At 62.7% G+C, this 19,771-nt stretch carries 20 protein-coding genes and 1 pseudogene; 12 read left to right on the forward strand and 9 right to left on the reverse strand.

What is annotated here, in order from left to right; translation table 11 throughout:
• Window positions 1–41: 41 nt before the first annotated feature.
• From Har1131_RS12700 to Har1131_RS12735, 8 genes are all read left to right on the forward strand, one after another.
• A complete protein-coding gene (locus Har1131_RS12700) occupies window positions 42–332 on the forward strand; it encodes a 50S ribosomal protein L21e (protein WP_004593356.1) in 291 nt (96 codons plus the stop codon).
• A complete protein-coding gene (locus Har1131_RS12705) occupies window positions 329–685 on the forward strand; it encodes an RNA polymerase Rpb4 family protein (RefSeq protein WP_008310086.1) in 357 nt (118 codons plus the stop codon). The genes Har1131_RS12700 and Har1131_RS12705 overlap by 4 nt, the downstream gene beginning before the upstream one ends.
• Before the next feature lie 179 nt (window positions 686–864).
• Entirely contained in the window at window positions 865–1,437 is a 573-nt protein-coding gene (locus tag Har1131_RS12710) for a DUF655 domain-containing protein (RefSeq protein ID WP_008310088.1), read from the forward strand.
• An 81-nt stretch (window positions 1,438–1,518) separates the two neighbouring features.
• Window positions 1,519–2,376: a 16S ribosomal RNA methyltransferase A gene (locus Har1131_RS12715; protein ID WP_151146708.1), complete on the forward strand. Its 858-nt coding sequence runs from the start codon at window positions 1,519–1,521 to the stop codon at window positions 2,374–2,376.
• A 1-nt stretch (window position 2,377) separates the two neighbouring features.
• Window positions 2,378–3,010 (forward strand): HemK2/MTQ2 family protein methyltransferase, encoded by a 633-nt coding sequence (locus Har1131_RS12720; RefSeq protein WP_050037762.1) that lies wholly within the window; start codon window positions 2,378–2,380, stop codon window positions 3,008–3,010.
• A gap of 62 nt (window positions 3,011–3,072) precedes the next feature.
• Window positions 3,073–4,071: a 5-methyltetrahydropteroyltriglutamate--homocysteine methyltransferase gene (locus Har1131_RS12725; protein WP_050037761.1), complete on the forward strand. Its 999-nt coding sequence runs from the start codon at window positions 3,073–3,075 to the stop codon at window positions 4,069–4,071.
• Window positions 4,072–4,075: 4 nt separating this feature from the next.
• The gene (locus Har1131_RS12730) at window positions 4,076–5,149 is read left to right on the forward strand and encodes a methionine synthase (RefSeq protein WP_008310097.1); all 1,074 of its coding nucleotides are present in this window, start codon (window positions 4,076–4,078) and stop codon (window positions 5,147–5,149) included.
• A gap of 767 nt (window positions 5,150–5,916) precedes the next feature.
• Complete coding sequence (locus Har1131_RS12735; RefSeq protein WP_014039910.1) at window positions 5,917–6,429, forward strand: HTH domain-containing protein; 513 nt, start codon at window positions 5,917–5,919, stop codon at window positions 6,427–6,429.
• Here Har1131_RS12735 and Har1131_RS12740 read toward each other — a convergent pair.
• Genes Har1131_RS12740 through Har1131_RS12750 form a run of 3 tightly spaced genes read right to left on the reverse strand, consistent with a single transcriptional unit; the run spans window position 6,426 to window position 9,722 of the window.
• A complete protein-coding gene (locus Har1131_RS12740; protein ID WP_151146711.1) occupies window positions 6,426–7,559 on the reverse strand; it encodes an ABC transporter permease in 1,134 nt (377 codons plus the stop codon). The genes Har1131_RS12735 and Har1131_RS12740 overlap by 4 nt on opposite strands.
• Complete coding sequence (locus tag Har1131_RS12745; RefSeq protein WP_014039908.1) at window positions 7,549–8,232, reverse strand: ABC transporter ATP-binding protein; 684 nt, start codon at window positions 8,230–8,232, stop codon at window positions 7,549–7,551. The genes Har1131_RS12740 and Har1131_RS12745 overlap by 11 nt, the downstream gene beginning before the upstream one ends.
• Window positions 8,229–9,722, reverse strand: a complete 1,494-nt coding sequence (locus Har1131_RS12750; RefSeq protein ID WP_151146714.1) for a hypothetical protein — start codon at window positions 9,720–9,722, stop codon at window positions 8,229–8,231. Before Har1131_RS12750 ends, Har1131_RS12745 begins: the two co-directional genes overlap by 4 nt.
• A 229-nt stretch (window positions 9,723–9,951) precedes the next feature.
• Between Har1131_RS12750 and Har1131_RS12755 the strand changes: the two genes are divergently transcribed.
• Window positions 9,952–10,830, forward strand: a complete 879-nt coding sequence (locus Har1131_RS12755; RefSeq protein ID WP_151146717.1) for a carbohydrate kinase family protein — start codon at window positions 9,952–9,954, stop codon at window positions 10,828–10,830.
• On the opposite strand, the gene Har1131_RS12760 is transcribed toward Har1131_RS12755, so the two are convergent.
• On the reverse strand, window positions 10,827–11,843 hold the full coding sequence (locus Har1131_RS12760) for a phosphotransferase family protein (protein WP_014039905.1): 1,017 nt from the start codon (window positions 11,841–11,843) through the stop codon (window positions 10,827–10,829). The two genes, Har1131_RS12755 and Har1131_RS12760, sit on opposite strands and share 4 nt — an antisense overlap.
• A gap of 120 nt (window positions 11,844–11,963) precedes the next feature.
• Window positions 11,964–13,136, reverse strand: a complete 1,173-nt coding sequence (locus tag Har1131_RS12765) for a HAMP domain-containing sensor histidine kinase (RefSeq protein WP_014039904.1) — start codon at window positions 13,134–13,136, stop codon at window positions 11,964–11,966.
• A 138-nt stretch (window positions 13,137–13,274) separates the two neighbouring features.
• Between Har1131_RS12765 and Har1131_RS12770 the strand changes: the two genes are divergently transcribed.
• Window positions 13,275–14,432 (forward strand): dihydropteroate synthase, encoded by a 1,158-nt coding sequence (locus tag Har1131_RS12770; protein ID WP_014039903.1) that lies wholly within the window; start codon window positions 13,275–13,277, stop codon window positions 14,430–14,432.
• Between the two features lie 132 nt (window positions 14,433–14,564).
• On the opposite strand, the gene Har1131_RS12775 is transcribed toward Har1131_RS12770, so the two are convergent.
• On the reverse strand, window positions 14,565–15,218 hold the full coding sequence (locus tag Har1131_RS12775) for a TrkA family potassium uptake protein (protein ID WP_050037758.1): 654 nt from the start codon (window positions 15,216–15,218) through the stop codon (window positions 14,565–14,567).
• A 2-nt stretch (window positions 15,219–15,220) separates the two neighbouring features.
• A complete protein-coding gene (locus Har1131_RS12780) occupies window positions 15,221–16,675 on the reverse strand; it encodes an APC family permease (protein WP_023843179.1) in 1,455 nt (484 codons plus the stop codon).
• Between the two features lie 213 nt (window positions 16,676–16,888).
• Here Har1131_RS12780 and Har1131_RS12785 point away from each other — a divergent pair, with 213 nt between their 5' ends.
• Entirely contained in the window at window positions 16,889–17,542 is a 654-nt protein-coding gene (locus Har1131_RS12785) for a TrkA family potassium uptake protein (protein ID WP_129754958.1), read from the forward strand.
• A gap of 111 nt (window positions 17,543–17,653) precedes the next feature.
• Here Har1131_RS12785 and Har1131_RS12790 read toward each other — a convergent pair whose 3' ends face one another.
• Window positions 17,654–18,334 (reverse strand): haloacid dehalogenase type II, encoded by a 681-nt coding sequence (locus Har1131_RS12790; RefSeq protein ID WP_151146720.1) that lies wholly within the window; start codon window positions 18,332–18,334, stop codon window positions 17,654–17,656.
• A 108-nt stretch (window positions 18,335–18,442) separates the two neighbouring features.
• A pseudogene (locus tag Har1131_RS22715) lies at window positions 18,443–18,579 on the reverse strand (QacE family quaternary ammonium compound efflux SMR transporter); the annotation flags it as partial.
• A 191-nt stretch (window positions 18,580–18,770) separates the two neighbouring features.
• Between Har1131_RS22715 and Har1131_RS12800 the strand changes: the two are divergent.
• Entirely contained in the window at window positions 18,771–19,769 is a 999-nt protein-coding gene (locus Har1131_RS12800; RefSeq protein ID WP_008310112.1) for a TIGR04024 family LLM class F420-dependent oxidoreductase, read from the forward strand.
• Window positions 19,770–19,771 lie beyond the last annotated feature (2 nt).

A 19,771-nucleotide genomic window follows, 5' to 3' on the forward strand; every position in this document is an offset into this window, starting at 1 on the left:
CGCACGTTTTATTAGGGCGACCGGATTAGCGAGGAGCAAGAATGCCTAGTTCAAACGGACCCCTCGAAGGAACACGAGACAAGCTCAAGAACAAGCCCCGCGACCGCGGCACCTCGCCGCCACAGCGCGCCGTCGAAGAGTTCGACGACGGCGAGAAAGTCCACCTCAAGATCGACCCGTCAGTGCCGAACGGCCGCTTCCACCCGCGGTTCGACGGCCAGACCGGAACCGTCGAAGGGAAGCAGGGTGACGCGTACAAGGTCGACATCGTCGACGGTGGCAAGGCGAAGACCATCATCGTCACCGCTGCGCACCTGCGCCGGCAAGAATGACGATATTCAAAGAGAAGGTCAGTGAGGAGTTCCTGACGGTCGCGGAGACCAAGGAGATACTCGAAGACCTCGAGATGGAGCGGGCGGCCGAGGAGGACCGCGAGATGCGCTACGAGCTCAAGCGGGCTATCGAGCACGTCAACCGCTTTGCCGTCCTCGACCCCGAGGAGTCGCTGCAGCTGGTCGAAGACCTCGAAGAACTCGAAAAGGTCGACACGCCGACGGCCTACAAGATCGCGAACCTGCGGCCGCTGGACCGCGACGAGCTCCGCGCCGTGTTCGCCAAGGAGCGGTACACGCTCGATGGCGACGAACTCGACGAGATTCTCAACATCGTCAAGCAGTACGCGTAGCGAGGACAATCGTCAGTTCGGCTCTTCGCCGCTCTATCCCTACTTTCACGGACGACCAGCTACGCGGTCGAGATCTAGTTTCCGCTGCCGCTGGACCGAAGCGAAAATAGCGACGGCGCTCCGTGTCGCGGTTCGGGGCATCCACCGGCATTAAGTGTGCTGTGGTCGTACTGCCTGGCATGACTGAATCGGAGAGCGGCGGCGACTCTATGATGGCGGCTGTCCTCGATGTCCTCCCACACGGGCGGCCCGGAGACGACCGGCCACAGCACCAGAAGGAGCCGCTCGCGTACGCGCTCGACGTCGAGGAGTTCTACATTTACGAGCTCCAGCTCGACGACAAGGACGTTGATATTGCATTCGGTGACCGCGTCGACCTGACGGAGTTCGGCCGCGTGACGGAAGTCGAGTTCGAGGATATCCCGAGCGGTGCCCGCTCGGAGCTTGACTACGCCGTCGAGGAAATCGTCGAAGCGAACGAACAGCGGTTCGTCGACTTCTACAACGACGCCCAGCCGATCACGCTGCGGCTCCACCAGCTGAACCTCCTGCCGGGTATCGGGAAGAAGCTCCGGAACACGCTTCTCGACGAGCGGAAGCGAAAGCCTTTCGAGAGCTTTGAAGACCTCGAAGAGCGCGTCAGCGGCCTCCACAGCCCCAAAGAGACACTTGTCGAGCGGATACTCGAAGAGCTACAGGACGACGACCTGAAGTACCGGCTGTTCGTCCGGCGCGAGGAGCAGTCCTCGTAACACTGTCGGCTGCAAGCAGCGAAGCTGACAGCCACCAGTATAAGGCGACCCTTTTCTACCGCGACCCGCTACGGCCAGCTAATGACCACGACCGAGACAGGGGCTCGGGACCCCGACGCGCTCGTCCGGCGGGCCGGCAAGCGGGCCGATACCCGGCAGGACCAGCACTTTCTCGTCGACGACCGGGTACTGGACCGCATTCCGCAATACGCGACAGACGCGGACGTTGACCTCTCGCATGTACTGGAGATCGGTGCAGGCCCGGGTGCGCTAACGGACCGATTGCTCGCGGCGGCCGAGACGGTGACCGCAATCGAGCGGGACCCGGACTTCGCGGCCCATCTCCACGAGGAGTTCGCCGAGGAAATCGCGGCGGACCGCCTCACCGTCGTCGAGGGCGACGCGCTCGATATCGGCCTGCCTGAGTTCACCGCCAGCATCTCGAATCTACCCTACGGCGCGTCCTCAGAGATCGCCTTCCGACTGCTGCCCGAGCAGCGCCCGCTCCTGTTGATGTTCCAGCGGGAGTTCGCCGAGCGGATGGCCGCCGACCCCGCGACGGACGACTACGGGCGGCTCTCGGTCACAGCAGGCCACTACGCCGACGCGGAGATTGTTGAGACAGTGCCGCCGGAAGCGTTCGACCCGCAACCCCGCGTCACCAGCGCGCTCGTCCGGACGACGCCGAGGCAACCCGACTACACCGTCCCCAGTGACGAGTTCTTCATGGACTTCCTGAAGGCAGTGTTCACCCAGCGCCGGAAGACGATGCGCAACGCCGTCCGAAACACGGCCCACATCTCCGGGCTGGGCGACCCCGACGCGGTAGTCGAAGCCGCCGATGAGGAGCTTATGAGTGCCCGTGCCGGGAAGCTCACGCCGGCCGACTTCGCTACGCTGGCGACACTCGCCTACGAAGTCGGCCAGCCGGAGGTCTGAGATGGGTGAGGAGTCCGACGCCGGAGGAGCGGGAGAGACAGCCGAGGAGAGCGGCACCGAACGCCCGTCGCTGGCCAACCAGCGCGGCGTCGAATCGGTGTACCAGCCCGCAGAGGACTCGGACCTGCTGGCCCGGACGGCCCGCGAACGAGTCGAAGCGGGCGACACCGTCCTCGACGTGGGGACGGGCTCCGGCTACGTCGCCGCGACGCTCGCCGACGCCGGAGCGCGGGCGGTCGGCGTCGACGTGAGCCCGCTGGCCTGTCAAGAAGCGGCAGAAAACGGCGTCCCGGTCGTTCGTGGCGACCTCGTCGAGCCGTTCCGGACGGACGCCTTCGACCTCGTAGCGTTCAATCCGCCCTACTTGCCGACGCCGTCCGAACAGGAGTGGGACGACTGGATGGAACACGCGCTGTCGGGCGGCGACGACGGTCGCCGACTCGTCGACCCGTTTCTCGAAACCGTCGAGCGCGTGCTAGCTCCGGCCGGCGAAGCGCTCATGCTCGTCAGCAGTCTCACGGACCCCGAGGCGGTGCGAGAGTACGCGGGCGAATACGGCCTGGCGAGCGAACAGCTTGCGAGTGAGAAACACCCATACGAAGCGCTCGTCGTCCTGCGATTCTATCGTGATTGATTACTTCTGAGCATTTAATCGAATAGGAAATATTAAAGCCCGTCATTTCCTACTCCACGGCAATGACACAGGTAATCGCCACGACCCCTGGGCTCTTTCCGCTCCCGGACTGGGCCAAGGACGAACTGGCAGATCTGAAAGGCCATCAGAAGACCGACCTCATCTCGGGCGACGAGTCCGGCGAGGTCGTCGCGGCCTACGACCAAGCGCGCGAGGAAGTCATCTCCATCCAGCAGGACGCCGGGCTCGACCGCATCGTCGAGGGCCAGTTCCGCTGGGATGATATGCTCGCGCACCCGCTCGCGGTCCACGACAATGTGGAGACCAAAGGTATCGTCCGCTACTACGACAACAACAACTTCTACCGAGAGCCGGTCGTGCAGGGCGACCTCGGTGCTGACGGCGGCGACGTCGCCGCAGACCTCGGTGCCGCAGCCGACCACGTCGACGACGGCCTGCAGGCTGTGCTCCCTGGCCCGTACTCGCTTGCGGACCTGGCGACCGACGAGCACTACGGCGACGACGCCGAGTTCCTCGACGCCATCGCCGACTTCCTCGCCGAGGAAGTGACCGCGTTCTCCGATATTGAGACGCTGTTCCTGCTTGAGCCGTCGCTCGTCGAGAACACGCCCGCCGACGGCGAGGACGAACGTGCTGCCGAGGCAATCGACGCCGTCGCCTCGGCCGCCGACGCCGATGTCGTCGCCCACACCTACTGGGGCGCAATCGAGGAGAAGGCCTACGCGCACCTGATGGACGCTGACGTGGATGCCATCGGCTTCGACCTCGTTGCGAACCACGACCAGACCGTCTACAACGTGCAGGAGTACGGCACCAAGGACGACGTGGCGCTTGGCGTCGTCGACGGCCAGAACACGCTGGTCGAGGCCCCCGAGACGATTCGGGACCGCATCGACTGGTTCGAACAGCAGACCAACACTGCTTACGACACCGTCTACGCGACGGCGAACACGGAAACGTTCTATCTCCCGGTGAACAAGTTCGAAGATAAGCTCGAAGCGCTCGCAAACGCCGCGGATCTGGAGGCGGCGGAGGCATAAAACGATGACAGGACCACGAGACCAGTTCAAACCGGCGGACCACCCGAACGACCACTTCCTGCTGACGACCGTCGTCGGCTCCTACCCCAAACCCAAGTGGCACGACCGTGCCCGCGAGCTGTTCGAGGACGAGGACGCCGACTTCGGCGAGGACGAGTGGGAGGAATCGAAAGACGACGCCTCGCGGCTCATCACCCACGAACACGAGCGCGCGGGTCTCGACGTCATCTGTGACGGCGAGATGCGCCGCAACGAGATGGTAGAGTACTTCGCCCACCGTATCGACGGCTACGAGTTTAACGGCCGCGTGAAAGTGTGGGGCCACAACTACTTCGACAAGCCAAGCGTCGCCGACGAGGTCGAGTACGGCGAGCAGTGGCTCGTCGAGGAATTCGAGTTCACCGACGAGGTCGCCGAACGCCCCGTCAAGGTTCCGATTACGGGCCCGTACACCCTTGCGAACTGGTCGTTCAACGAAGTGTACGACAGCGAGGAACAGCTGGCCTACGAACTGGCTGACCTCGTCAACGAGGAGATCGAGGCGCTGGTCGAAGCCGGCGCTCGCTACATCCAGATCGACGAGCCCGCACTGGCCACGACGCCGGACGACCACGCTATCGTCGGCGAGTGTCTGGAGCGCATCGTCGACGAGATCCCCGACGATGTGCGGCTGGGCCTGCACGTCTGTTACGGCGACTACTCGCGCATCTACCCCGAGATTCTGGACTACCCGGTCCACGAGTACGACCTGGAACTCGCCAACGGCGACTACGACCAGCTCGACGTGTTCAAAGAGCACGAGTTCACGAAGGACTTCGCGATGGGCGTCCTAGACGCACACACCGCCGAAGTAGAGTCCGTCGAGGAGATCAAGGAGAACATCAAGAAGGGGCTGGAGGTCGTCCCGCCGGAGCGACTCACCGTTTCGCCGGACTGCGGCGTGAAGCTCCTGCCCCGCGAGGTCGCCCGCGGCAAGATGGAGAACATGGTGCAGGCGGCTCGCGAAATCGAAGAAGAGCTGGACGCCGGCGAGCTAGAGGTCGTTGCGAGTGGTGCGGAAGCGCACGCTGACGACTAGCGAGATTCGAGCGGAGCGAGAATCTCGGATAGCGAGCGGTGAAACCGCGAGCAGCGCGGTTTGAGCGACCAGCGGAAGCGAAAACTGCGAGACGTGAGCGGCGAACGGGGTGAGCCGCGAACAGCGAGAGGCCGAACGTAGTGAGGGCTCTCGAATAGCGAGCGGGGAGAGCGAGGCGCACTGCGCCTCGAAAATGAACGGCGGAGCCGTGAACGTAGCGACCCGCGAGCAGCGCGGTTGGAGCGGTCAACAGGAGTCCAAATGCGGCGTGGACGCGACTACCCGTATTTTCGACGAAGGTGGGCTGCGATTTCGGCAGCTATCGAATATTCTCAGGCGCACCGGTCACGGAACCGGCAAATGTAGCGGACACGTATGCGACCATCCCCGGTGCGGGATCGAGCAAGACATGTGGAACCTCTGGCCAGCGAGCCCTCGAACAGGTCATCACGGGAATGCTTGAACACCAAAGTCCCGAATAGACAAGTATACGATTCCTTATAAATTTGTGAATTGATCGTCACAACTGAAAGGAACAGGCCACTAATTTGTTCGACAGATATCGAAACTAACATCGACCTAAGAGGAAAATAATTGTTGACGTACTAATAATATAAGGGGCTTCCGTATTCAGGTAGATACCCCATATTATGTATATAGAGACACTCATACCACTGATTCTCTATTCCAAGATTATGTTATATGCTAGCATGTAAGTCTGGGAAAGAGTTTTGAGGGTCTCTGGAGAAGCTAGCGATGTGAAAGCTATGACAGGGGACACACATCTTCGGGCGGAACTGTATCTTCGTGGAGATACCTACGGCACGTTCGACGCTCAACAGCAGGTGCTCAATCGGGTCAAGCGACTGGAGGCCAATGGCGTGTTCAGCGAGTCGATGGTCGCCGGTGAGTGGCAGCGGATCAGGACGATGGCGGAGGACAAGCGGTCGGAAGCCATCCAGACTTACGAGGAGTTCACAGACTGGGCAGGCCAGAACGGCCACTCGCTCGAACCGGCCTTCGAACGACGGAATCGGAGCTACGTCGGGATGGACCGCGTCGACGACGTCGTCGTGTTCCCAGTCGTCTCGCTGGCGATCTACGACGGCGACGACCTGGAGGGCGTGTTCCCGTGTTCGGACAACGAACGGACCTACACCGTCGGTGACGCGCTGGAGGCCTTCGAGCGCGGCGACGAGCACTGGCTTGCACAGTTCGACTCGCTGTCGGTCGACCGAACCGACCCGTTGCTGGAACCGGGTGTCGACGCGACGATTTAACCGCGTAGCGCGTCGACCGGTTCTTCGCTCGCTGCTTTCCAGGCCGGATACAGGCCGCTGACGATGCTCGTCAGCACCCCAAAGGTGAACGCTGCGCCGACGTACCACGCGTTTGGCAGCCTGAAGACGGCCATCGCGTCGCCGACGGCGTAGTGGTTTATCGCCAGCCCGGCTCCGACACTCAGAATGACGCCAGCGACGCCACCGAAGAATCCGAGCAGCGTCGCTTCCATCAACATCACTTTGAGGACGTCCCGCTTCTGGTAGCCGACCGCTCTGAGGACGCCGATTTCCTCCCGGCGTTCGACGGTGGACATCAGCATGACGTTGAGAATCGAGATACCGGCGACGAGCAGCGAGATCGATGCGATGCCGGCGAGGACGGTGTTGATTATCTGGAACTGCTCCTCGATGGTATCGACGAGAGAGCCCAGTTCCTGAACGAAGACCCGCTGCTCGCGGTCGTTGAGAGAGTTACGTATCCCCATGGCTGTTTCGTTGGCCTGCGTCCCAGTGGACTCGATAACGTACACTTCCGAGTAGCCACGCTGGCTGAACGACGTAGCCGGCATGATGATTCGGTTGTCGGGGTTCGTCGAGGAGAACGGGTCGCCCTCTTCGAGCACGGCCCGGATACGGACGCTGGTCCCGTTGACAGTGATCTGGCTCCCGGGATGCAGGTCGTGCTCCTCCGCGACGTCTGACCCGACGAGGGCACCGGACCGGAACGGCGAGACCCGTCCCTCCTTGGCCTCGTACAACGCCGCCGGGTCCTCGACGCCGTATATTTGTTCCCTGACTGCGTCCTCGCGGTTGTACGACACCGGCTCAATGCGAGTCTTTACCGGCGAGACAGTCGCTGTCGGGCTTGCCTCTCTGCGGATCGTACGGATATCGCGTTCGGTGAGTTCAGTGATGTTTTCGCCTGAGTTCGGGTACACCGTGAGCTGGTTGCCGACGTTGCCGAGGTTCTGGGTAAACGAGTACTGGAGCGCGACGCCGAACATCCCCAGCGAAGCGATGGCAACGACGCCGATGACGATACCCAGCGACGCCAGCAACGACCGCATCTTCGTCCGCGTGAGGTTGCGCCGCGCCATCAGCGCGGCCGGGAAGAACCTACCCGCCATTCTTCCGTTCCCTCCCGATGGTGCCGTCGACCAGATGGACGGTCCGGTCGACGTATTCGTTGACCAGGTCGTCGTGGGTGACTGCGACGATTGCCACGTCGTCCTCGTCAGCGATGCGGCGGAACTCGTCGAGTATCTGTCGCCCGGTTTCGCTGTCGAGATTGCCCGTCGGTTCGTCGGCGAGAACGACCTTTGGGCTGTTGATGAGCGAGCGCGCGATGGCGACGCGTTGTTTCTGGCCGCCGGAGAGTTCGTCGGGCTTGTGGTCGAGTCGGTCACCGAGTCCAAGCCGCTCCAGGAGGGTTCTAGCCCGTTTCGTGACTTTCGGGTCGCTGTCCAACAGCAGGGGCACCTCGACGTTCTCGACGGCAGTCAGCGTCGGTAGGAGATAGAAGTGCTGGAACACGAACCCGATCGTTCGCTTGCGGAGCGCGGTCCGCTTGCTGTCGCCGAGTCCGGTCACGTCCTGCCCCTCCAGCAAGACGGTCCCTTCCGTCGGCGTATCAAGTAGTCCGAGGATGTTCAGTAGGGTCGTTTTGCCACTGCCGCTGGGCCCCATAATCGAGACGAACTCGCCGGCTTCGAGGGCGAAGTCGATACCCGCCAGTGCGTAGAGGGTCTGGCCGCCGGTACGGTAGCGCTTGACCAGTCCCTGTGCGTCGATGACCGTCATACCTCGATATCGTCGTCACCGCGGCGGTAGCGACGCACGAGGACACCGACGACGACCAGTAGCGCCAGACCACCGGCGACGAACACCGGCAGCATGCTGTTCTGGTCACCACCTTCGCTGTCACCGTCCTGCTCCGGCTGTGGTGCCATACTGCCCAACCGGTCGAGATCGACGTCGAACGTCTGTCGCTTCCGCGTGTCGTCGACGAGGTACGTCACTTCCAGTGGCACCGACGTGACGTTCCCCTCCGTCCGTGCGTACACGTCGAAGGAGACGAAGTCGCTGGCCGGGACCGTCCCAACGAAGTAGTCGCGGTTCGGCGTCGCCGGAGTGACGTTTTCAGTATCGACGACACTGACGAGGACGCTGTCCGCATCCGTCGACCCGACGTTGCTTGCACTTCCGGAAATCTGCAGTCGACCGCCCTGTCTGACCACGTCCAGACCGGTGAGATCTATCGTTCCCGGGACGGACCGGAGCGTCGTTTCGGTAGTCGTCTGCTCCGTTTCGGTTCCGAGTTCGTAGTTGGCCGTGACGGTGACGTCCGCCCGGGGCTCGTCCATCGTGGCGTTCAGTCGCACCTGCCGGGTCGTACTGGCCGAGATGTTCTCAAGCAACACGCGCTGGAACGACGCGTTCTCGGACGTTGCACTGATCATGACATCCGAGAGCGGAGCGTTGCCCCCGTTGGAGACGGCGACCCGTAGCGCGCGGTCGGTGCCGCTACCGACCGCGGTCGTATCGAGTTCCACGCTGTTCCGGAGCGGGTCCGACTCGATGACTGTCGTCCGAGTCGTGTTGCGAGTGGTATCCCCGTCAACGGTGTAGCTGATCGTTGCAGTCAGCGAGTGTTCGCCGGCGGATTCAGGTCGGAACCGGAACGGGGCTGTAATCGACCCGTTCTGTGCGACGCTGGACCGGACCGTCCGGCTCTTTGTCATCTCGACGCCGTCGCCCTCGACGACGACTTCGACGTTCGTTATCTGGGTGTCGAGCCCGTTGGCGACAGTGACTTCACCGGTCGATTCGACGCCCGCGACGGAGTCGTTGGCCGTGATATCTACCTGCGGGTGACGCTCTTTGACGTTTAGCTTCACCGGGTATCTGAGTTCGACGTTCTCGCCCGTCCCGCGGTCACGGCCGTACACGATGACGCGGAGGTCTTTGCTGCCGGACGAATCAAACGATGCAGTCAGGGGTACTTCCAGCGTACTGCCCGGCGCAATCGAGCCCAGATTCGAGACGCGCTCGTATTCTGTGATTCCTCTGCCGCCCGACTTCCGGATCGCGATGTCGTTGATTTCGAGGGGCGCGTCGCTACTCTCTAGGTTTCGGACAGTCGTGTCGAACGTGACGGTTTCACCCGGTGCTGGTGACGACGGCGACACCTCGACGTTCGATATCGACGCGTTGACGCTCGCGCCGGCGACTGAAAGCGGAAGCGAGCCGACGACGACTAAGCAGGCGAGTACAGCCACACCGTGGCGCATCACGCAGTCACCTCTACCTGCAGTAGTCGTATGCCGGTCCAACCACTCCTCGGGAGGATGCTATCGGGGACCATTACCATGTGCGCCGGTCTGTTCCGGTCGATGTTAAATATGCTGCATATCTCTCGTACGGGCTGGTGTCGCTATGTCCCTCCCGGGAGTGGGAAGGGGCGACACCAGCCCGTATCAGTGGGAAACTGCTATCACAACGCCACCCCCAGCGGTGGACATGCGCGTCATCTGTGCCGGCCACGTCAACTGGGACGTGACGCTCCACGTCGACCACTTCCCGAAGCCCGACGGCGAGGGGCGCATCACCGACCGGTCACAGTCCAGCGGAGGGAGCGCGTCGAATGCGGCCGTCGCACTCGCCGGGCTTGATGCGGACCCGCTGGTCCTCGGGAGCGTCGGCCGGGATGACCACGGTACCATGGCTCGGCGCGAACTGGCGGCGGCCGGCGTCGAGACGCTACTGGTCGAGTCGGACGAACCGACGGCGGTGAAATACCTCATCGTGGACGAGAACGGCGGCGTCGCGGTGCTTGGAAACGACGGGGCCAACGAGGCGTTCTGTGCGTCGGATCTCCCGGCCGAGACCCTGGCCGAGGCAGACCACCTCCATCTGACCGGCCAGGACCCCGCGACGGCTGCGACGCTCGCCCGCGACGCCGTGGCCGCGGACGTCCCGGTGAGCTTCGACCCCGGCCGTCGGCTCCCATACCGCGATTACTCGGCGGTGCTCTCACACGCGGATCTCCTGTTTTGCAACGACCGGGAGGCCGACCACGCCGAGGACAGCGGCCTTTTCGACACAGTGCCGACGGTCGTCGTCAAACACGGGGACTGCGGCGCGACAGCCTATATCGACGACCGGACAGTCACGAACGCCGGGTATCCCATAGAATCTGTGGACACCGCAGGCGCGGGGGACGCGTTCGCCGCCGGGTACCTTCTCGCCAGTGCAGAGGAGACCAATCCGGAACGGGCGCTCGCAGTCGCCAACGCCTGTGGCGCGCTCGCAGCGCAGTCACCCGGCGCACAGACGACACTCGACTGGGAGTCTGTGTGGGAGCTTGTCGACAGCGGGCAATCGCCCGAGACGGCCTAATCCGCCTGTATCTCCTCGACGAGCCGCTCGAACTGCTGGCGGTACTGGGCTTCGGCACGAGCGGCGGCGAGGCCGGACTCGTCGGCGAAGACCGCCTCGAAGCCGGCCATCCGCCACAGGAGCGTCGAGAGCTGGTAGAGGGGCCGTCGCCGCTCGTAGCCCTCGTCGAACTCCATCGGGCGCATCTCCTGATACCCCTCGTGGAACACCGTCCGAAGCGAATCGCGCAGCTCCGGGTCCTGAAACGACGAGTCGATGAAGAGGAATTCGGTCTGTGCGAGGTTGTACTCCGGCAGCGCTGCGAGTACGTCCTGCCAGTCGAGGACAGCTGTAATCGGCGATTCCTCCGTCTGTTCGAACATCAGGTTCGCCGGCCTGAAATCGTCGTGTACCAGCCGCGGAACGCCGTCCTCGGGCACCATACTCAGGGCCGGTTCGATACAGTCCCACGCCCGGTCTGTCATGTCCTCGAAGGGCGTCCCGTCGAGATGAGAGAGGTGGGATCTGGTGAGACTCTCGAAGTACTCCCGCCAGTTACCCATCCAGTCACTCACGATGATCCGGTCGTCGTGGAGCGTGAGTCGGCCGAACGCCTCGAATCCGATCTCAGAGTGCATATCGCCGAGAATCCGACCGGACTGGGCTAGCACCCGCCGTCGGTCCTCGGTCGAAAGCCCGGCGAACTCTTCGGCCAGGTTCTCGCCGTGGATGCGTTCGGTGACAAAATACGGCGGCACGTCGGCGTCGGGGTCGTCCTCGTAGACGAGGATGCGTGGAACAGGGACGTCGGTCCGGGCGGCGACGAAGTCGTGGAGACAGGGTTCGACGGCGAACGGGACATCGCCCTGTGGCTTGAATTTCACGACCACCTCGTACGCCTCGCCCTTGTGGCGTAGCGTTACCATGTAGACATCGCTCTGGTGGCCCCCACCCGGTGTCTCGAACTGAAACCCCTCGTAATCCGGGCCCGACTCTGTCAGCACGGCTTCGATGTCCTGTTCCGGAGTCTGCACTGGCGTACCATATAGCGGGCGAGCAAATAAATCTGTCAATCCCGTCGTGGACAGCACTGATACCCGATTCGGGCGTTGTCGGTCGACCCGGTTCGGACGCTGTCAGTCGCCGTCTCCGCGCTACCAGGAGTGGAACGGTGAGACTGGTTTCGTCCCGTCAGTCACTTCGAATCGTGCGCCGCCGGCCCTGCTCTCTGTCACCGAGATGTCCCAGCCGTGGGCGTCGATTATCTGCGTTACGATAGACAGGCCAAGGCCGGTGTCACTCCCTGAAAAGCTGTCTACCGAGAGAAGGGAGTCTAGTTCATCGGAGGGGATGCCGGGCCCGTCATCAGCGACGTAGAAGCCGGTCACGCGGCCCTCGGTTCGCTCGTCTGCAGTGTCTATCTCGGCTGTCCCGTCGTCGAGAATCGGACCGACCCAGACGGTCACGTCGTCGCCCGCGTGGTCCGCCGCGTTCCGAAAGAGGTTCTCGAACACCTGTTTGAGGCGGTTCTGGTCACCGAACACCGGGGCGGACCCTTCGACCCGCAGCGTTGCGTCAGCCGTTCTGGCCATCTCCCAGGTCTGTTCGACAATGGTATCGAGCGAAATGGCGGTTCGGTCTTCGACCGCATACCCCTTCTTTGCGAGGGTCAGCAGGTCGTCGATGAGCGCTTCCATGCGAGCCACACCTTCCTCCGCATCTTCGAGATGGGACAGGTCGCCGGTCTCTCGCACGAGTTCGAGTCGCCCCTCGACGACGTGGAGGGGATTTCTGAGGTCGTGGGAGACGACGCCGATGAACTGTTCCATCCGGTCGCGCTGGACGCGGAGGTCGTGCTCGCGCTCGGCTTTTTGCAGTGCTGCCTGGACGTGCGTCGCGTACATCCGGGCGAGTCGAAGCGTTTCGCCGTCAAACGTAACGGGGGCGAGGGACCCGATGTTGATAACGCCGTACTCGGCAAGCGGCAGGATGATCTCGCTGCTGACGGGCGAGTTCTCGTTGTACTGGCGCTGCTCGTCGTCGAGTTCCGAGTATGTCCGAACTTCGTCCTGCTCGAACGCCTCCCACGAGAGACTGTTGCCGGGCCGGTAGGTGACCGGCCAGTCGAATACCTCGTCCGCCCGCTCCGTCGACGCCGCCAACTGCAGTTCCGATGCGTCGCTGTCATACAGCCACAGCGCTCCGAGTGGCACGTCGAACACAGACGAAATCCCCGACATTGCGATCTCGCATATCTCACGCTCGGACTCCGCAGCCATCAACTGCTGTGTTACGGCCTCGAACGAATCGAGATCGAATGCGACCATTAACTCCCCACCCATCCCGTATAATTCATGCAACCGTATATATAAAACGCGGTGATCTCGTGTCAGTGATACGTAGCATAGCGTCGTCGGTCCGCCGATGTCGCGGGACCTTTGTATCCACAGTCCTCAGGGAGCGGTATGCGAACGGTCGAAATCGACGGCCTCCCGGTGGGTGATGGGCACCCGACACGCGTCATGAGCGTGTTGAACATGAGTTCGAACTCCGGGTACAAGCCGAGCGTGTATCTGGACCCCGCGGAAGCCGCCGACGCAATCGAGGAGAACCTCGTCCCCGCCGGCGCAGACATCATCGACGTCGGCCTCCAGTCGGCCAACCCCAAGTACGAGTCCAAGCCGGTCGAGATGGAGAAAGACCGGCTCGAAGAGGTCGCGCCGCTCGTCGACGAACTCGACGCCGACGTGCCGCTGTCGCTCGAAACTCGGTACGCAGAGGTCGCCGAGGAGGCCATCGGCCACGGGTTTGACCTTATCAACGACGTGTGTGGCTTCGCCGACCCGGAGATGAAAGGTGTCGTCGAAGACCACGACATGCCGGTCGTCAAGATGGCCAGTCCGCCGGACCTGGCCCGGCCCGGCGCGCTGAAGAGCATCGACGACATCTTCGAGGCGCTCCAGCGGGACGGGTTCACGGACAAGACAATCATCGACCCGGCATTCGGCGGCTGGTACGACGGCAAGGAGTTCGAGGACAACTGGGAGATGTTCCGCCGCCTCCGGGAGTTCCGCGCCTTCGACCGGCCGATGCTCACGGCGACCAACCGCGAGGACTTCCTCGGTGACCTGGCCGACCAGCCCGAGACGGAGAACCAACTCGCCGTGTCACTGGCCGCGGCGACGATGGAAGTCGAACGCGGGGCGCACATCATCCGCACGCACGACACACGCGAGACCCACGACGTGGTCAAGGTGGCCGACGCGCTCGGCGACGAGCGGACGACGCGTGCCGAAACTGAGCCCGGCCCCACCGTGGCGGAACTGACCGACGTGACGCTGCGGGAGGTGGCCCGGCATCAGGCCCTCGGCGAGACGGTCGCCGGCGGCACCGACGACGGCGCGACGCTGACGTTCCTGCTCGGTGACCTGACCGACGACGCACGGGCAAGTCTCCGGGCCGTCGCTGAGGTGACCGACGTGGTAGTCGTCGAGAAAGACAGCGGCAGCCTCTACGTCGGCGGCGCCGCGGTAGCACTGAAAGTGGTCGCCGACAGCCTCGCCGAAGACGGCCACCGCGAACTCGCCGGCGAGTTGCGAGCGTCGCTATCGCGGCGTGTGTAGGTGGCGCGACTGGGCCGACTGCAGCGATGCCCACACAGTCCGGTGCAACAATACTGGCCGTCGGTGGCTGTTCATCGGAACGAGGAAATCACGCGGCTCTCTCCATCAGGGAATAGGACCGACCACGGGTCACTAGCCACGCATCAAATGCATGACCTCATCGACCACAGCAGGTTCGACAGCGACGACGTAGCTGCTCCCCGGTGTCAGGGTCGTGTCAGCACGAGCGATTCGCTCACCGTTCGCGTCGGACACGACGAGGGTTCCCTCGGGAAAGCGGACATCTGAGAGGGGTTTTCCGGCGGCCGGGGCGTCGTCAGCAACGCGGATGAGCATGATATCGAGGTTGCCAGTCACGTCGGCGAGCGTCTGGACATCACTCCCTATGATTTCGTTGGCTGCCACCCTCGACCCGGCCCGTTCCGGGAAGACTACCGCGTCGACAAATCGGGTGTATGACTCCCCGCCAGTGCGGTCGATACGGGCGACCGTTCGGATGTCGGGTGTCAACTCTGCAGCAGCTAAACAGACCGCGAGATTTAGCCCTGTTTCACCCGTAAGCGCGGCAATTACGTCCGCTCGCTCAAGGCCTGCCTGTTCGATGATATCCGGATTTGTCGCGTCACCCTGGATAACAGTCGCTATCCATTGATCGGCGATATCCGAGACAATCCGGTCATCGCGTTCGATTATCGTCACGTCGTGACCGCGGTCAGCGAGTATCTCGGCTGTTTGGAAACCGACACGTCCACCGCCAGCGATGATAATGTCGAGGTCACTAGTCATGGTTAGTCTTCAGCTTCAGGTGTTATTTCAGTGGCGGCAGCCGCCTGTTCGCGGTCCGATTGCTCTCTCACACGTTTAAGCGCGAAATACACGAGGGCTCCGAGCAGAATCCACGCCATGCTGAGTGCCAACGCCAATGGATCTGTTCGGAGCAGGTACTCCACGAGCACCCCTGTTAGAAGCAGATTGAGCGCGATACCAATCAGTGGCGGCGCCGGGTAGAACGGCATCTCGTACGGCCGGTTCATGTTCGGGCGCTCCCTGCGGAGTCTGATGACGGCGACGTTGACGATGACGAACGACAACAGGAAAAACAGGCTCGACATGTTGCCAGCACTTTGTGTCGGCAGTGCCACTGACCCGAGCATCACGACTGCGCTGGCGAGGATTGCGACGAACGGCGTCCCGTAGCGGTGGTGAATCTGACCGATCGACGGGAGCAACTGTCCCTCACGTCCCATCGAGAACGCCACGCGTGACGACGCGATGACGACTGCGTTGAGGGCGGTGAGTGTCGAGAACACGGCCCCGAAAACAATGAGTGCACCACCGTTCTGGATAATCGGTAATCCGGTCGGCATGAACGATGTGGCTGCCGTGGCGATGCCCGCCTCGCCGGCGTCGGCGAGTCCTTGAGCCCCGAGCGTGCCGACGGCGACGGTCACAACTGCCAGATAGACGACAACCGTAACAGCGAGACTGATGAATATCGCCTTGGGGATGTTTTCACGCGGGTTCTGTACCTCCTCGGTGACGGTGGTGATGAGGTCGTACCCCTCGAAGGCGATGAAGGTTAGCCCCATCGCCGGCAGAACCGCGGCCGCCCCGCTGCTCTGTGGAAACAGCGGCTGGAATTCGGCCCCGGAGAACATCGGAGACGCGAGTCCGAACGCGACGAACACCACCAGAATGGAGACTTTGATGATGGTGAAAATCGTCTCGACACTGCCGCTGGCGGCCGTCGAGACGGCGTTGAGCGCCACCAAACCGAGTACCGCCACGAACGCCAGCAGGAAGGCCAGCGGGAGCGCCGCGTCGATGACTGGAACCGCGACAGCCCCCACTTGATCCGGTGGCGGGACCACACCATAGACGTGCAGCAATTCGAGAAAGTTCGGTGCAAAACCCAGCGCATACAGCGCCCCCGCAATCATGTAGGCAAACCAGAGCATCCAGCCCATGATGAACGAGGCGAAGTCGTCGAATATCTCTCGCACGAAGGCGTATCCACCGCCGCTTTTCGGAATCGAGGCGGCAAGTTCCGCATACGAGAGTCCTGTGAACGCTGTGACGACGCCATTCAACGCAAAGACAAGAATCGCTGCCGGACCAGCGATTTCGGCAGCCAGTCCTGTCAGCACAAAGATACCGGCCCCGATCATCGCTCCCATCCCAATCATCGTCGCGTCAAGTAACCCGAGTTCAGCCTCGGGCGATCGAGTCTGGCTCTTACTCATTGCGTCCTGTTTTTATTCGGCGTGCCATCCATCGTACGCCGTATGCACTCTTTTCGGTCCATTTGATTACCGGGGTAAGTTCTTCTATTGTAAGAACGGTAAATGGATTTCTTAAAGGCTTATGATAGCCTGTCCCCCGGCACGACAGGTTGTGTTCCCGGTCCATTAGAACCGCCGGGGCATTGAAGATGACGCGTTTTAAACAATCTCTCAATGACCCGAACAAAGCGATTCGTCATCGCCGGTGGCGGCCGTGTCGGGAAACAGACCGCTGAGAATCTCGCGGACCAGGGTCACGACGTACTGCTAATCGAGTCTGACGAGGAGCGTGTTGCGGCGTTGTCCGATGCGTATCTCGGCCCCGTTATCCACGGCGACGCCACACGCCCGTCGATTCTTGAGCAGGCCGACCTGGCCGATGCCGACGCTATCGCTGCACTCACTGACGAACCAGGCACGAACCTCGCAATCTGTATGGAGGCCCAACAGTACGTTCCGTCGATTCGGACCATTGCGAGGGCAGAGACGGGGACGGAGCAGGAGTACGACGAGGTGGTGGATGCGACGCTGCTACCCGAGTATCTCGGTGGCGACCACGCGGCTGATATACTGACCGGCGAGGATATTCGGACGCTTGTCTATCCGACTGCCGATCTCGATATCATTGAGGTGAGCGTCTCCCCGTCGGCCCCCGTTGCTGGGCGTCGCCTCGATGAAATCGCTCTCCCGGCCGGTAGCCTGCTGATTTCGACGGCGGACCGAACGGAACTGGCAGGACCTGAGACGGTTTTGGAACCTGACGAGCACTATATTCTCGCCGTCGAAACCGATGTTGTCGATGAAGTGTTGAATCTCCTGCGCGGGTAGCAACATAGTACGTTGTCAGAGGCCGCCGCTCAGGTCTTCCTGGTTATATACGGAAACTGACGCTCTATCGGCGAACCAACACAGAGACCCCCACAGTGGTACTGTCCCGTCTCAGACTAGTTCGTTGTGGAGGTCGTGGAACGACCTGATGGTCAGGTCCGGCTCGCCGGCGAAGGCGTCCCACGGGCCGTCATCGCGGTTGACCCAGACGCCTTGCATCCCGGCGTGCATCGCACCGTACACGTCGAAATAGCCCGCGGTGACGTGGGCGATTTCCTCGATTTCGGTCCCCGTTCTCTCTGCCGCATGACGGTACAGTTCGGCCGCCGGCTTGAACGTCTGGATCTCGTCGGCGCTGACGGTGTCTTCGAGCAGACCGCCGATGCCGGCGAAGTCGACCATCGATTCGAGCATCTCGGGGTTGCCGTTCGAGACGACATAGAGGTCGTAGCCGGCGTCGTAGAGCCTGTTCATGCCGTCCCGTACGTCGTCGAACACGTCGAGTTCGTGGTAGACCGCGAGAATCTCGTCGCGCTCCTCCGTCGTGATGTCGACGCCGTGGGCGTCCAGCGCGTACTGGAGCGCATCGCGATTCATCTCGTAGAACGGCTTGTAGGCGTCGATCTGGTTGGCGAGGAAGGTGTACGCCAGCGAACGGGAGCGCCAGAGCCGGGACACCGGCCGGGGGTCGTCCACCCGGTCGGCGAGGGCCTTTTGCGCCGCTTCGACATCAACGATGGTGCTGTACGAGTCAAAGGTAATCGTCGTCACGCGGTCCGGGTCGAACGGCATAGGCACCCGTAGAAGCGGCGGCCTCATATAGCCGGTCGCCGAGTCGAGCGTCCAGCCGTCCGGTACGGGCCCACTCACAGCTTCACATGTGACGTGACCGGTCCCCGCTCAGTGCACGGACATCTCGGACAGGACGCTGCCACAGTACACGGCGATGATGATGAGCAGGATGCCGACGGCACCGGGAGGTCTTCGAGCGTCAGCGACACCAAGTAGAAAGCCAGGCCGTAGCCGACGACGACACCGGGTAGCCCCTCCTGAGGCGTGGCGACCCGGTCACCGTCCCGTGAATAAACCGCGGACAACGGGCGACACTCCCCCTCTCATGTGGCTTTATCTCCCGTGCGGCCGCACTGCGAGCCATGTCTCAGGTACGTACGTTCCAGTCGCTGACAGGCGTCCAGCCAGTCATCGCTCGACGCGTGGAGGGCGACAGATGACAGCGCGAGACGTGTATCTCCCGGTCGCGGCACAGCCGTCAGTCGACACGCTGGTCGAGATGAGTCAGCAGGCCGAGGACAGTGGCTACGACCGGGTCTGGCTCCCGGAGACGTGGGGGCGGGACGCGGTGACGACGCTGACTAGCATCGCCGAGCACACGTCGACGGTCGGTCTCGGGTCCTCGATTCTGAACGTGTACTCGCGGTCGCCGGCGCTGCTCGGCCAGACTGCGGCGACGCTGCAGGAGGTTTCGGACGGCCGCTTCCGCGCCGGTGTCGGCCCGTCGGGCCCTATCGTCATCGAAGGCTGGCACGGCCGTGAATTCGAGAATCCGCTCAAGTACACGCGGGAGACCGTCGACATCATGAAACTGGTGCTCTCCGGGGAGACCGTCGACTACGACGGGGACATCTTTTCGCTGTCCGGGTTCCGACTGCGCTGTGAGCCGCCCGAACCCGCGCCGCCCGTAGACGCCGGCGGCCTCGGCCCGAAATCGGTCGAACTCGCCGGTCGCTTCGCCGACGGCTGGCACGCGCTGATGCTGACCGCCGACGGCCTCCGAGACCGACTGGAAGACTTCGAGCGCGGAGCGGATCTCGGCGACCGCGACCGGTCAGACCAGCGGGTGACGCTGTCGCTGACGTGCTGTGCGATGGACGACCGGGAGCAGGCCCGCGAACTGGCCCGTCAGCACGTCGCGTTCTACATCGGCGGTATGGGGACGTTCTACCGCGACGCGCTGGCCCGCCAGGGGTACGAGGACACCGCTTACGAGATCGCCGAGCAGTGGGGATCGGGCGACAAAGCGGCTGCCGTCGACGCGATCAGCGACGAGCTACTGGACAGCATCGCCGTGGCCGGTACGCCCGAGGATTGTCGCGACCACATCACACAGTTCGAAGACATCGATGGCGTGGACGCGATCAACATCTCGTTCCCCCGCGCTGCCGAACCGGACACTATCGACACGACCATCGACGTGTTAGCGCCCTGAGT

Source organism: Haloarcula sp. CBA1131, assembly GCF_008728975.1.
Taxonomy (GTDB): Archaea; Halobacteriota; Halobacteria; order Halobacteriales; family Haloarculaceae; genus Haloarcula; species Haloarcula hispanica.

Coding starts and splice junctions, on each gene's coding strand:
- Har1131_RS12700 (WP_004593356.1), top strand. CDS start 42: ATGCCTAGTTCAAACGGACCCCTCGAAGGAACACGAGACAAGCTCAAG.
- Har1131_RS12705 (WP_008310086.1), top strand. CDS start 329: ATGACGATATTCAAAGAGAAGGTCAGTGAGGAGTTCCTGACGGTCGCG.
- Har1131_RS12710 (WP_008310088.1), top strand. CDS start 865: ATGACTGAATCGGAGAGCGGCGGCGACTCTATGATGGCGGCTGTCCTC.
- Har1131_RS12715 (WP_151146708.1), top strand. CDS start 1,519: ATGACCACGACCGAGACAGGGGCTCGGGACCCCGACGCGCTCGTCCGG.
- Har1131_RS12720 (WP_050037762.1), top strand. CDS start 2,378: ATGGGTGAGGAGTCCGACGCCGGAGGAGCGGGAGAGACAGCCGAGGAG.
- Har1131_RS12725 (WP_050037761.1), top strand. CDS start 3,073: ATGACACAGGTAATCGCCACGACCCCTGGGCTCTTTCCGCTCCCGGAC.
- Har1131_RS12730 (WP_008310097.1), top strand. CDS start 4,076: ATGACAGGACCACGAGACCAGTTCAAACCGGCGGACCACCCGAACGAC.
- Har1131_RS12735 (WP_014039910.1), top strand. CDS start 5,917: ATGACAGGGGACACACATCTTCGGGCGGAACTGTATCTTCGTGGAGAT.
- Har1131_RS12740 (WP_151146711.1), bottom strand. CDS start 7,559: ATGGCGGGTAGGTTCTTCCCGGCCGCGCTGATGGCGCGGCGCAACCTC.
- Har1131_RS12745 (WP_014039908.1), bottom strand. CDS start 8,232: ATGACGGTCATCGACGCACAGGGACTGGTCAAGCGCTACCGTACCGGC.
- Har1131_RS12750 (WP_151146714.1), bottom strand. CDS start 9,722: ATGCGCCACGGTGTGGCTGTACTCGCCTGCTTAGTCGTCGTCGGCTCG.
- Har1131_RS12755 (WP_151146717.1), top strand. CDS start 9,952: ATGCGCGTCATCTGTGCCGGCCACGTCAACTGGGACGTGACGCTCCAC.
- Har1131_RS12765 (WP_014039904.1), bottom strand. CDS start 13,136: ATGGTCGCATTCGATCTCGATTCGTTCGAGGCCGTAACACAGCAGTTG.
- Har1131_RS12770 (WP_014039903.1), top strand. CDS start 13,275: ATGCGAACGGTCGAAATCGACGGCCTCCCGGTGGGTGATGGGCACCCG.
- Har1131_RS12775 (WP_050037758.1), bottom strand. CDS start 15,218: ATGACTAGTGACCTCGACATTATCATCGCTGGCGGTGGACGTGTCGGT.
- Har1131_RS12780 (WP_023843179.1), bottom strand. CDS start 16,675: ATGAGTAAGAGCCAGACTCGATCGCCCGAGGCTGAACTCGGGTTACTT.
- Har1131_RS12785 (WP_129754958.1), top strand. CDS start 16,889: ATGACCCGAACAAAGCGATTCGTCATCGCCGGTGGCGGCCGTGTCGGG.
- Har1131_RS12790 (WP_151146720.1), bottom strand. CDS start 18,334: ATGCCGTTCGACCCGGACCGCGTGACGACGATTACCTTTGACTCGTAC.
- Har1131_RS12800 (WP_008310112.1), top strand. CDS start 18,771: ATGACAGCGCGAGACGTGTATCTCCCGGTCGCGGCACAGCCGTCAGTC.